The organism is Stenotrophomonas sp. NPDC047960 (assembly GCF_043204395.1).
Taxonomy (GTDB): domain Bacteria; phylum Pseudomonadota; class Gammaproteobacteria; order Xanthomonadales; family Xanthomonadaceae; genus Stenotrophomonas.
This window is the reverse complement of the sequence record NZ_JBIDBX010000002.1, coordinates 343,512-355,796: the sequence shown is the minus strand read 5'-3', so window position 1 is coordinate 355,796 and position 12,285 is coordinate 343,512. Positions and strand designations below refer to the sequence as shown.

Sequence of the window (12,285 nt, the reverse complement as noted above, 5' to 3'; positions counted from 1 at the left end):
CGGCCTGATCACCTTACGTTCGGAACCTCGTACCCCAGGCGGTCCACCTGCTCGGGGTGCTGCGGCACGCGCTTGAGCTTGTCGGTGTTGACCCCGTACTGATCGCGCAGGCGGGTGGCCAGCTCCTTGTACAGCTCCTTGTCCATGTCCGGCTTGCGCGCGAAGATCCAGGCCATCTCGCGGCCCGGGTAGCCCAGCATCGCCCAGGAATAGTCCGGCGCCACTTCCAGCACGCGGGTGTGGGTCGGTACCACCTTGTAGAACCAGGTGCGCCAGTTGTGGTTGCCACTCTCCTCATCCACCGAGGCGCGCACGGTCAGTTCCTGCTGCGGCTCGGAGAAGCCGTCGCGGAAACGATAGGTGATGGACACCTTCTGGTCGCCGCGCAGCGTGTACTGGTTGACGCTGGCCACGTGGCCGCGCTCGACCGGGTTCGGCACGCGGCCGATCACGTACCAGGTGCCCATGAACTTCTGCAGGTCGATCGGAGCGCTCGTCGCGGTACTGGCCACCGACGGCGGGGTCGGCTTGCTGTCGCCAAAGGAGCAGGCGGCCAACAGCGACAGCGACGACAGCAGCAGGGCAACGCAAAGCGGACGGTTCGATGACATGCGGCGGAAGGCTCCAGGGGCGTGCAGGGGCATGGTGGGTGGGACGACGAAGAACGTCAATGGTCGAAGCGTGGAAGGTCGCAGCCTGTGAGATGGATGCACGGCAAGGTAGCGCATCACTTTCGCACGGAGCCGTGTCATGCCCTTGTCGTCTTCGCGTCATTCCGCTTCTTCACGGTCCACCACGCGGTCGTTCGAAGCGCCGCACCCGCAGGTGCTGCGCGGGGTCCGGCAGGTCGCCCTGGCCGGCTTCGCCCTCGTCCTGGTGTGGCCGGCCGCGCGCGGCGACAGCCAGTGGCTGGGCTGGTTGCCGCTGTGGCTGGTGGGCATGCCGTGTCTGGCCTGGTGGAGCCTGTACCGGTTCCGGCTGCCGCTGGGCCTGTTGCGCCGCCAGGCCCAGCGCCGGCGCGGGCCGCAGGCCAGACGCCGCATCCGGCTGCAGCCGCGCCGGACGGCGCGCCCTGACCTTCGACAGGGGGGAGCGGGGCAGGCCGTGTGATAGCGTCCGGGGGATATGACCGTCTGGAGCCGCAATGTCACGACTCGCCTCTGCCTGCCTGATGGCAGGCCTGTTCTCCGCTGGTGCCGCTGGAAACGCTATGGCAACTGAGACCCCTGCCGATCCCTACGCCTGGTTGGAAGATGTCACCGGCGACAAGTCGCTGGACTGGGTCAAGCAGCAGAACGCCAAGTCCGAAGGCCGTCTGGCCCAGACCCCGGCCTTCAGGCAGATGGAAGCCAGCATCCGCGAGGTGCTCGATTCGGATGCCAAGATTCCCGGCGTGCAGAAGATCGGCGAGTACTACTACAACTTCTGGAAGGACAAGCAGCACGAGCGCGGCCTGTGGCGGCGCACCACGCTGGATGAGTACCGCAAGCCGGCGCCGAAGTGGGAGACCGTCCTCGACCTCGACGCGCTGAACAAGGCCGAAGGCGAGAACTGGGTGTGGCACGGCGCCGAATGCCTGCGCCCGGAGTACACCCGCTGCCTGATCGCGCTGTCGCGCGGTGGCGCCGACGCCGATGTGACCCGCGAATTCGACCTGGCCGACAAGCGCTGGATCAAGGACGGTTTCTTCCGTCCCGAATCCAAGGGCGGGTTGGGCTGGATCGACCGCGATACCGTGTTTGTCTACACCGATTTCGGCAAGGACAGCATGACCACCTCCGGCTACCCGCGGGTGGCCAAGCTGTGGAAGCGCGGCACGCCGCTGTCGGCAGCCAGCGTGGTCTACGAAGGCAAGCCCGATGACATGTACATCGCGGCGATGCATGACGATACGCCGGGGTATGAGCGCAATCTGGTCAGCCGCACGCTGGCCTTCTACAACAACGAGATCTACCTGCGTGCTGACGATGGCACACTGACCAGGATCGATGCGCCGAACTCGGCCGAGAAGGGCCTGCGGAAGCAGTGGCTGACCCTGGAGCTGCGCGATCCGTGGACGGTGGGGGGCAAGACCTATGCCGCCGGTTCGCTGCTGATTACCAGGCTGGACGACTTCATCGCCGGCAAGCGCGACTTCGAGGTACTGTTCGCCCCCACCGAAACCACCTCGCTGGCGGGCTCAAGCTGGACGAAAAACCATCTGGTGCTCAACGTGCTTGACGACGTCAAGAGCCGCCTGCAGGTACTGACCCCGTCGGCCGAGGGCTGGAAGAAGAGCGACTTCACCGGCGCGCCCTCGTTCGGTACCGTGGCGGTAGGCGCGGTGGATGCCGACGAAAGCGATGCGGTGTGGATGACCGTCACCGACTACCTGACCCCGACCACCCTGGCGCTGGCTGAAATCGGCAAGCAGCCGGAAGTGCTCAAGACCATGCCGGCGTTCTTCGATGCCGAAGGCAAGGTGATCGAGCAGCACTTCGCTACCAGCAAGGACGGCACCCGCGTGCCGTACTTCGTGGTGCATGCCAAGGACATGAAGCTGGACGGGTCCAACCCGACCCTGCTGTACGGTTACGGCGGCTTCGAGATCTCGCTGACCCCGTCGTACTCCGGCGGCATGGGCCGCGCCTGGCTGGAAAAGGGCGGCGTGTACGTGGTGGCCAACATCCGTGGCGGCGGCGAGTACGGCCCGCGCTGGCACCAGGCAGCGCTGAAGCAGAACCGCCACAAGGCTTATGAGGACATGGCCGCGGTCGCCCGTGACCTGGTGAGCCGCAAGATCACCTCGCCGAAGCACCTCGGCGTGCAGGGCGGCAGCAATGGTGGCCTGCTCACCGGCAACATGCTCACCCAGTACCCGGAGCTGTTCGGGGCCGTGGTGGTGCAGGTGCCGCTGCTGGACATGAAGCGCTACAGCCACCTGCTGGCCGGCGCCTCGTGGATGGCCGAATACGGCAACCCCGACACTGCCGACTGGGCGTACATTCAGACCTTCTCGCCGTACCACCTGTTCGACCCGAAGAAGACATATCCTCCGGTGCTGTTCACCACCTCGACCCGCGATGACCGCGTCCACCCGGGCCATGCCCGCAAGATGGCGGCGAAGATGATCGACGCGGGCAAGGATGTGACCTACTACGAGAACATCGAAGGCGGCCACGGTGGCGCAGCAAACAATGCGCAGGCGGCGCACATGTCGGCGCTGGCTTACAGCTTCCTGTGGGAACGGTTGAAATAAGAGGGTGTGCCGACCAGCGCTAGCCACCGATCGTTGGTCGGTGGGCATCTCCGGGTGGTGGGGCGTCTGGTTGGCTCCACCCCTTTTGAACGCCGCGCGTGATGCGCGGCGTTTTTTTACCGGGCGGCAGGCGCCGACTGTTGGGCGGTGCGCTTCCACGTGTCCAATCCGCGCGTGATCCTCGCCACGGCTTCCTGCAACCGCGGGACTTCCTGCGTATACGCCAATCGCACGTGCTGGTTGGCGCGGTAGTGGCCAAAATCCAGACCCGGGGTGAATGCCACATGCTCCGTTTCCAGGAAATGCGCGCAGAACGCCTGCGCGTCATCGGTGAACGCGCTTACATCGCAGTAGAGGTAGAACGCGCCCTTGGGTTCGACCTCGATGCGGAATCCGAGCGCACGCAGGGCCGGCAGCAGGTAATCGCGCCGCGCCTGGAAGGCGCGGCGGCGCCGTTCGAACATGGCGATGGTCTCCGGCTCGAAGCAGGCCAATGCGGCGTGCTGGGCAATGCTCGACGCGCTGATGTACAGGTTCTGCGCCAGCTTCTCCAGCTCGGGCACGGCCTGGGGCGGTGCCACCAGCCAGCCCAGCCGCCAGCCGGTCATGCCGAAGTACTTGGAGAAACTGTTGAGAACGAACGCCTCGTCGTCCACCTGCAGCACGCTGGACGCGTCCATGCCGTAGGTGAGGCCGTGGTAGATCTCATCCACCACCAGGTGGCCGCCGCGTGCCTTCAGTGAATCCGACAGTGCAGCCAGCTGCGCGGCCGACAGCACCGTGCCGGTCGGATTGGCCGGCGAGGCCACCAGGGCGCCGACGCTGGCGGCATTCCAATGGGTGTCCACCAATGAGGGGGTGAGCTGATAAGCGGTCTGCGGTCCTACCGGCACCAGTTGCGCTGCGCCTTCCACCAGCCGCAGGAAATGCCGGTTGCATGGGTAACCCGGGTCGGCCAGCAGCCAATGGCGGGCCGGATCGACCAGCAGGCTGCTGGCCAGCAGCAGCGCGCCGGAGCCGCCCGGGGTGACCAGGATGCGTTCCGGGTCCAGGTCCAGGTTGTAGCGGGTGCCGTAGAAGCCGGCGATGGCCGCGCGCAGGGCTGGCAATCCACGCGCGGCGGTGTAGCGGGTATGCCCGGCGGCCAGCGCGGCCTGGCCGGCCTGCACGATGGGCGCGGCCGTGGTGAAGTCCGGCTCGCCGATTTCCAGGTGGATAACATCATGACCGGCCTGTTCCAGCGCCTGCGCACGGGCCAGCAGGGACATCACGTGGAAGGGTTCGATTTCCTGGCTGCGGCGGCTGTAGCCGGCCGTGGGGATGCGAGTGCTCATACGCCCCATGATAGGCGAGGGCCTGCGCGCTTGCCGCGGGTACCGCTGCGCCGCCAGACTGGCCGCCATTGCATTCACTGGCAAGGAGCCCTATTTCGTGAAATCCCCTGTCCTCTTTCTGGTTGCCACCCTGATGACTGCTTCCGTGCATGCCGCCCCCGCGCTGACCCCACCCGACGCCGAGAAGCATCCGCACCCGGTCACCACCCCGTTCGGCGCAACCCGCAACGACGATTACTACTGGCTGCGGGACGACAAGCGCGAAGCACCCGCCATGCTGGCCTACCTGAATGCGGAAAATGCCTACACCGACCAGGTGATGGCCCCGCTCAAGCCGCTGCAGGAGACCCTGTACAAGGAAATCGTTGGCCGGATCAAGCAGGATGACGCCAGCGTGCCGGCGCGCGAGCGCGGTTACTGGTATTACAGCCGCTACGAAACCGGCAAGGACTACCCGATCCAGGCGCGCCGCAAGGGCAGCATGAAAGCGCCGGAAGAAATCCTGCTCGACCTCAACAGGATGGCCGAAGGCAAGGGCTATTTCGACGTGGGCGATGCCGACGTCAGCCAGGACAACCACCTGCTGGCCTGGGCCGAAGATGACGTGGGCCGCCGCCAGTATGTGATCCGCTTCAAGGACCTGCGCACGGGTGAGGTGCTGCCGGACCGCATCGAGAATGTCTCCGCCAACGTGGTCTGGGCCGACGACAATCGCACGCTGTTCTACGTGGAAAACGACCCGGAAACCCTGCTCACCGTGCGGGTGAAGAAGCACGTGCTGGGTACCCCGACCCACAGCGACGTGCTGGTGTACGAGGAAGCGGACGACAGCTTCTACATGGGCGTGGGCCGCACCCGTGACGACCGCTTCATCACCATCGACCTGCACAGCACGGTCAGTTCGGAAACCCGCTACGCGCCGGCCGCCAATCCGCAGCAGTTCAGCGTGCTGGCCCCACGTGCGCGCGACGTTGAATACGACGCCGACCATTTCGGCGGGCGCTGGGTGATCCGTACCAACGATGCCGGCGCGAAGAACTTCAAGATCGTCACCGCGCCTACCGATGCCACTGCACGCAGCCAGTGGACCGACTGGGTCGCGCACGATGACAACGTACTGGTGGAGGGCTTCGAACTGTTCGACGGCTTCACCGCGATCGCCGAGCGCTCCAACGCGCTGGAGCGGGTGCGCCTGCTGTTCGCCGATGGGCGCCAGGACTACGTCAAGGCCGACGAGCCGGTGTACTCCATGGGCCTGGCCGCCAATCCCGAAGCGGATACGCCGTGGCTGCGCTACGCCTACACCTCGCTCACCACGCCGACCACCACCTACGAACTCAACACCGTCACCGGCGAACGCCGCCAACTCAAGCAGCAGCCGGTGATCGGCTACGACCCGGCGCAATACACCACCGAGCGGGTCTGGGTCACCGCGCGTGACGGTGCGAAGGTGCCGGTGTCGCTGGTCTACCGCAACGGCTTCAAGAAAGACGGTACCGGCGCGTTGTACCAGTACGCCTATGGCAGCTACGGCATGTCGATGGACCCGGGCTTCAACCAGACCGTGGTCAGCCTGTTGGATCGCGGCGTGGTCTATGCGATCGCGCATATCCGCGGCGGCGAGGAAATGGGGCGTACCTGGTATGAGGACGGCAAGCTGCTGAAAAAGCAGAACACCTTCAACGACTTCGTCGATGTCACCCGCGAACTGGTCCGCCAGGGCTATGCCGCCAGGGACCGGGTGGCCGCATCCGGTGGCAGTGCCGGCGGCCTGCTGATGGGCGCGGTAGCCAACCAGGCCCCGCAGGATTACCGGGTAATGGTGGCGCAGGTGCCGTTCGTGGACGTGGTGACCACCATGCTGGATGCCAGCATCCCGCTGACCACCAACGAGTACGACGAATGGGGCAACCCGGAGAACCGCGAGTACTACGATTACATGCTGGGTTATTCCCCCTATGACAACGTGCAGCGCCAAGCCTACCCGGCGCTGTTCGTCGGCACCGGGCTGTGGGACTCGCAGGTGCAGTACTGGGAGCCGGCCAAGTGGGTGGCGCGGCTGCGCGACGACAACACCGGGACCGCGCCGATCGTGTTCCGCACCAACATGGAAGCCGGTCATGGCGGCAAGTCCGGCCGCTTCCAGCGTTACCGGGAGCTGGCCGAGTCGTATGCGTTCGTGCTCGACCAGCTGGGCGTCACTACGGCGCGGTGACGCTGCGTGCCCGCGCCGACCATCGCGGTCGGCGCGCAGCCTCGCTATCCTGACGGCATGACCCCGCCCGAACGCCCCGAGCCTCCCGATGCCCCGCCTGCGCGGCCACCGGTGCGCTTCCGCTGGGCATGGTGGTTGCTGGCGTATGTCAGCCTGGGCACCGGCATCGTCGGCATCTTCGTGCCTGGCCTGCCCACCACGGTGTTCATCCTGATTTCGGCCTGGGCCGCCTCGCGCGGCTCCGAGCGCCTGCACACCTGGCTGCTGCAGCACCCCCGGTTCGGCCCGGCCATCGGCAACTGGCAGGCGCATGGCGCGGTCAGCCGCAAGGGCAAGTGGATGGCCACCGTGACCATGGCGGTGTGCGCCGGCATCATGCTGTGGTGCGTGCCTGTCGCCTGGGTGAAGTGGCTGTCGATCGGCTGCATGACGCTGGTCGCGGCGTGGCTGTGGCGCCGGCCGCTGCCGCCCTAGCATCGCCTGGGCCGGCCAACGGCTGGCGCTGCCCGCGCCGGCCCCCACCTGGACATTCATTGAATCGGCACACCTGTCCTTTCGCTCACCGCTATACTCGGGCCATGAGCATCCCCCATCGCAATCGCATCCTGATTCCGTTGGCAGCGCTGGCGCTGCTGTTCCTTTCGGCCTGTGGCAACAAGGGCCCGCTGGTCATGCCGCAGAAGCCGGTGCCGGTGGAAGAGCAGGTGGTCGAGCCCGCCGCCGATGCCGATGCCGTCCCCGAAGACACCGATTCCACCGACGATCCGCCGGTCGTGCCTGATCCGGTCGACCCGCAGCTCGACTCCGACGACGGGAATGAGTAAGGCCGCCTCCACCGCGCTGCGCTTCAGCAAGATGCACGGCGCGGGTAACGACTTTGTCGTGCTCGATCTGCGCGACGGTACTCCCGCGCCCACTCCAGCGCTGGCGGCCCAGCTGGCCAACCGCCATACCGGCGTAGGCTGCGACCAGATCCTGACCATCGAGCCGCCGCGCGCGGAAGGCTCGGTTGCGGCCTACCGCATCTGGAATTCGGACGGTTCGCAGTCCGAGCAGTGTGGTAACGGCGCACGCTGCGTCGCCGCCTGGCTGGTGCGTGATGGGGCGGCGCAGGGCGAACGTTTCAACATCGACAGCCCGCTGGCCACCCATGGCATTGAACGTATCGGCGCCGACCAGTACGCGGTGGCCATGGGCGTGCCGCGCTTCGAACCGGACCAGGTGCCGCTGCTGGGCTTTGCGCGCGCGCGCGAGGAATACCTGCTGCCGCTGCAGGGCGATACCGTGCGCTTTGGCGCGGTCTCCATGGGCAACCCGCATGCCGTGATCGAAGTGGGCCTGGTCGATGCCGCGCCGGTCGAACGACTGGGCCCCTTGCTGCAGCAGCACGCGACCTTCCCGCAGTCGGTCAATGTCGGCTTCGTGCAGGTGATCGATCCGCAGCATGCGCGCCTGCGCGTGTTCGAACGCGGCGTCGGCGAAACGCTGGCCTGCGGCAGTGGCGCCTGCGCCGCCGCCGTGGTGATGATGCAGCGCGGCCGCCTGCAGCGCGACGCCACGGTGTCGCTGCCCGGTGGCGACCTGCGCCTGCGCTGGCCGGCCGACGACGCCCAGGTGGTGATGTCCGGCCCGGCTGCATTCGTCTTCGAAGGGGAGTGGAACGCATGAGCGACAGCATCGAGAAGATCGGCGCCCATGAAGTCGCCGCGTGGCTGCGCCGGCACCCGGCGTTCCTGAAGCAGTTCCCGGACCTGGCCTTGACCCTGGTGGTGCCGCGCGACGATGGCCCCACCGCGTCGCTGGCGAGCTACCAGCTGGAAGTGCTGCGCGACAAGAACCGCGAGCTGTCGCGCCGGCTGGCCGACCTGGCCGCCAACGCGCAGGTCAACGAACGCCTGGCCGTGCGCACCCACCAGCTCACGCTGGCGCTGATGAAGCAGGACAGCGCCGCCGATACCCTGCGCGCCATGGCCGCCTCGCTGGAGGAAGACTTCGCCGGTGACCTGGTGCGGCTGGTGGTGTTGCACCCGGTGCAGGGCCTGGAGCACGCGCCGTGGCTGCAGGTGATCGAAGAAGGCAGCCCGCTGCTGGCATCGTTCCGCGATTGCCTGAAGGATGGCGAGCCGATCTGCGGCCGTTTGCAGCCGGAGAAGAACACCGTGCTGTACGGCGGGCGCGTGGATGAAGTGCAGTCCAGCGCATTGCTGCCGCTGCCGGGCGTGGGCCTGATCGCGGTGGGCAGCCATGACGGCAACCGCTTCTACCCGGGCATGGGCACGCTGTTCCTGCGCATGATGGGCGAAGCGCTGGTCGTGGCACTCAAGCGCTTCGACCCGGCCTGAGACCGCACCGGCGCCATCCCGCATGAACGCCGTCCAGGATTTCCTCGGGTACCTGCAGGTGGAGCGCCGCGCGTCGGCGCACACGCTGGATGCCTACCGGCGTGACTTGGCCGCCCTGGATGCCTGGGCGACCCAGCAGGAGGGAAACGCCCAAGGGCTGGATGGTGCGCAGCTGCGCCAGTTCATCGCGGCCGAACACCGCCGCGGGCTGGCACCAAAATCGCTGCAGCGCCGGCTGTCGGCCTGCCGCAGTTTCTACGCGTGGCTGCTCAAGCACCATCGCATCGCGGTCAGTCCCGCCGCCGGCCTGAAGGCACCAAAGGCGCCGCGCAAACTGCCGCAGGTCCTCGATGCCGACGAAGCGGTGCGCCTGGTGGAACTGCCCACCGACGCGCCGCTCGGCCTGCGCGATCGCGCGCTGCTTGAGCTGTTCTATTCCTCCGGCCTGCGCCTGAGCGAACTGTGCGCGCTGATCTGGCGTGACCTGGATTTTGCCACCGGCCTGGTCAACGTGCTCGGCAAGGGCAATCGCCAGCGCCGCGTGCCATTTGGCTCGCATGCGCGCGAGGCGTTGCTGGGCTGGCGTGCGGAAAGTGGCGGCGGCGATGCGCAGCCGGTGTTCCCCGGGCGCAAGGGCGGGCCGATCACCCAGCGCGCGGTACAGATCCGCATCCGCCAGCTGGCCCAGCGCCAGGGTTTGTTCAAGCACGTGCACCCGCACATGCTGCGGCATAGTTTCGCCAGCCATATCCTCGAATCCTCCGGCGATCTGCGCGGCGTGCAGGAGCTGCTGGGCCATGCCGATATCGCCACCACCCAGATCTACACCCACCTGGATTTCCAGCATCTGGCCAAGGTGTACGACGCGGCGCACCCACGGGCAAAGCGGCGCACGGGCGACAACGAAAGCTGAACCGGGCCAGTGCGTCACCCGGGCGCAGGGCAGGGTGGCTTGAAGGATCAGCACGTGGCCCCACCTCTGTTCTTGTCACCCCGGAGGCTCCATGGACCCCAGTCAGAATCCCAACGTGTTTCACGCCACCACCATCATTTCGGTGCGCCGCAACGGTCATGTCGCCGTAGCCGGCGACGGCCAGGTCACCCTCGGCCACACGGTCATGAAGGGCAATGCGCGCAAGGTGCGCCGCTTGGGCCGCGAGGGCCAGGTGCTGGCCGGGTTCGCCGGTGCCGCCGCCGACGCGTTCACCCTGTTCGAGCTGTTCGAAGCCAAGCTCGAGAAGCATGGCCAGCTGCAGCGCGCCGCCGTGGAGCTGGCCAAGGATTGGCGTACCGAACGCCGCCTGGGCAAGCTCGAAGCGCTGCTCGCCGTGGCCGACAAGGACACCTCGCTGATCATCAGCGGCACCGGTGACGTGATCGAACCGGAAGACGGCATCATCGCGATCGGCTCCGGCGGTTCCTACGCCTTGTCCGCCGCGCGCGCACTGCTGGCCCACACCGAACTGGATGCGCGCACCATCGCCACCGAATCGATCAACATCGCCGGCGACATCTGCATCTACACCAACCGCAACGTGGTGGTCGAGGAGCTTTGACCCTGCGGGTCAAAGCTCGTAGAGCCACGCCCTGCGTGGCTGCGTTACCCGTCCAGCCACGCAGGGCGTGGCTCTACGCCCACCGTTACGCGTCTTACCGCATCCGGTCAGCCCCACCATTCCTCCAGAATTTTTTGTGAGCGCACCCATGCCGCACAACAACGAATCGTCTTCCGCCACCATGACCCCGCGCGAAATCGTGCAGGAGCTGGACCGCCACATCGTCGGCCAGCACGACGCCAAGCGCGCGGTCGCCATCGCCCTGCGCAACCGCTGGCGGCGCATGCAGCTGCCTGCCGAGCTGCGCGATGAAGTGATGCCCAAGAACATCCTGATGATCGGTCCGACCGGTGTTGGCAAGACCGAAATCGCACGCCGCCTGGCCACCCTGGCCAAGGCCCCGTTCGTCAAGGTTGAAGCCACCCGCTTCACCGAAGTGGGCTACGTCGGCAAGGACGTCGAACAGATCATCCGCGACCTGGCCGATACCGCGGTCAAGCTGTACCGCGAAATGGCCAAGGTGCGCGTGCGCAACCAGGCCGAAGAGCGTGCCGAAGACCGCATCCTTGACGCATTGCTGCCGCGTCGGGCCGGCGGCATCGGCTTCGACCCGGACGCTGCCCGCAACGAACCGTCCGCGCAGGACAACGAAACCCGCATCAAGTTCCGCCGCATGCTGCGCAACGGCGAGCTGGACGATCGCGAGATCGAACTGGAAGTGGCCGCCAATGTCGGCGTGGACATCATGACCCCGCCGGGCATGGAGGAAATGGGCCAGCAGCTGCGCCAGATGTTCTCCAGCCTGGGCGGCGGCAAGGCGCAGAAGCGCACCGTGACGATCAAGGCCGCGCGCCCGCTGCTGGTGGAAGAAGAAGCCGGCAAGCTGGTCAACGAAGACGACATCCGCAGCGCCGCGATCGAAGCCTGCGAACAGCACGGCATCGTGTTCATCGACGAGATCGACAAGGTCGCCAAGCGCGGCGACAACGTCGGCGGCGGCGATGTCTCCCGCGAAGGCGTGCAGCGCGATCTGTTGCCGCTGGTGGAAGGCTCCAACGTCTCCACCAAGTACGGTACGGTCAAGACCGACCACATCCTGTTCATCGCCTCCGGTGCGTTCCACCTGGCCAAGCCGAGCGACCTGATTCCCGAACTGCAGGGCCGCTTCCCGATCCGCGTGGAACTGGGCGCCCTGAGCAAGCAGGACTTCGTGCGCATCCTGACCGAGCCCAAGGCTGCGCTGACCAAGCAGTACGAAGCGCTGCTGGCCACGGAAGGCGTGACCGTGAACTTCACTGATGAAGCCGTGGATCGCCTGGCCGAAATCGCGTTCCAGGTGAACGAGCGCCAGGAGAACATCGGTGCGCGCCGCCTGCACACCGTGCTGGAGCGGCTGCTGGATTCGCTGAGCTACGAAGCACCGGACCGCGATGGCGAAACCCTGGCCATCGATGCCGCCTACGTCGACAAGCACCTGGGCGAACTGGTCAAGGATCCGGACCTGAGCCGGTACATCCTGTAACGAATGGAATGTTGGATCAAAAGCGGCGGCACCTCGGTGCCGCCGTTTCTGTTTACGTCGATCGGGGGGCAACGGCCC

Annotated in this window: 12 protein-coding genes; 10 read left to right on the top strand and 2 right to left on the bottom strand. The window is 66.6% G+C overall.

The features are described from left to right. Positions 1–8: 8 nt before the first annotated feature. Complete coding sequence (locus ACGFZ3_RS07190; RefSeq protein ID WP_392918442.1) at positions 9–611, bottom strand: lipocalin family protein; 603 nt, start codon at positions 609–611, stop codon at positions 9–11. Between the two features lie 139 nt (positions 612–750). On the opposite strand from ACGFZ3_RS07190, the gene ACGFZ3_RS07185 reads away from it, so the two are divergent. Beyond that, complete coding sequence (locus ACGFZ3_RS07185) at positions 751–1,110, top strand: hypothetical protein (RefSeq protein WP_392918439.1); 360 nt, start codon at positions 751–753, stop codon at positions 1,108–1,110. 34 nt (positions 1,111–1,144) lie between these two features. Then, on the top strand, positions 1,145–3,238 hold the full coding sequence (locus tag ACGFZ3_RS07180; RefSeq protein ID WP_392918436.1) for a prolyl oligopeptidase family protein: 2,094 nt from the start codon (positions 1,145–1,147) through the stop codon (positions 3,236–3,238). Between the two features lie 116 nt (positions 3,239–3,354). Here the strand turns inward: ACGFZ3_RS07180 and ACGFZ3_RS07175 are convergent, their stop codons facing one another. Continuing rightward, positions 3,355–4,572: a pyridoxal phosphate-dependent aminotransferase gene (locus tag ACGFZ3_RS07175; RefSeq protein ID WP_392918434.1), complete on the bottom strand. Its 1,218-nt coding sequence runs from the start codon at positions 4,570–4,572 to the stop codon at positions 3,355–3,357. Between the two features lie 133 nt (positions 4,573–4,705). On the opposite strand from ACGFZ3_RS07175, the gene ACGFZ3_RS07170 reads away from it, so the two are divergent. The 8 genes from ACGFZ3_RS07170 to hslU all read left to right on the top strand — a co-directional run bounded on the left by ACGFZ3_RS07170 (position 4,706) and on the right by hslU (position 12,207). Next, positions 4,706–6,787, top strand: coding sequence for a S9 family peptidase (locus tag ACGFZ3_RS07170; protein WP_392918431.1), 2,082 nt, complete (start codon positions 4,706–4,708; stop codon positions 6,785–6,787). A gap of 57 nt (positions 6,788–6,844) precedes the next feature. Next, entirely contained in the window at positions 6,845–7,261 is a 417-nt protein-coding gene (locus ACGFZ3_RS07165; RefSeq protein WP_392918428.1) for a YbaN family protein, read from the top strand. 104 nt (positions 7,262–7,365) lie between these two features. Further along, positions 7,366–7,611 carry a lipoprotein gene (locus tag ACGFZ3_RS07160; RefSeq protein ID WP_392918425.1) on the top strand — a complete coding sequence of 82 codons (246 nt, stop codon included), beginning with the start codon at positions 7,366–7,368 and terminating at the stop codon, positions 7,609–7,611. Next, positions 7,604–8,455: a diaminopimelate epimerase gene (gene dapF, locus ACGFZ3_RS07155; RefSeq protein ID WP_392918422.1), complete on the top strand. Its 852-nt coding sequence runs from the start codon at positions 7,604–7,606 to the stop codon at positions 8,453–8,455. The genes ACGFZ3_RS07160 and dapF overlap by 8 nt, the downstream gene beginning before the upstream one ends. Then, complete coding sequence (locus tag ACGFZ3_RS07150) at positions 8,452–9,129, top strand: DUF484 family protein (RefSeq protein ID WP_392918419.1); 678 nt, start codon at positions 8,452–8,454, stop codon at positions 9,127–9,129. Before dapF ends, ACGFZ3_RS07150 begins: the two co-directional genes overlap by 4 nt. 22 nt (positions 9,130–9,151) lie before the next feature. Further along, positions 9,152–10,042, top strand: a complete 891-nt coding sequence (gene xerC, locus ACGFZ3_RS07145; RefSeq protein WP_392918416.1) for a tyrosine recombinase XerC — start codon at positions 9,152–9,154, stop codon at positions 10,040–10,042. A gap of 91 nt (positions 10,043–10,133) precedes the next feature. Next, positions 10,134–10,685, top strand: a complete 552-nt coding sequence (hslV, locus tag ACGFZ3_RS07140) for an ATP-dependent protease subunit HslV (RefSeq protein WP_017356659.1) — start codon at positions 10,134–10,136, stop codon at positions 10,683–10,685. 148 nt (positions 10,686–10,833) lie between these two features. Further along, positions 10,834–12,207, top strand: a complete 1,374-nt coding sequence (gene hslU / locus ACGFZ3_RS07135; protein WP_392918892.1) for an ATP-dependent protease ATPase subunit HslU — start codon at positions 10,834–10,836, stop codon at positions 12,205–12,207. The last annotated feature ends 78 nt before the right edge of the window (positions 12,208–12,285 follow it).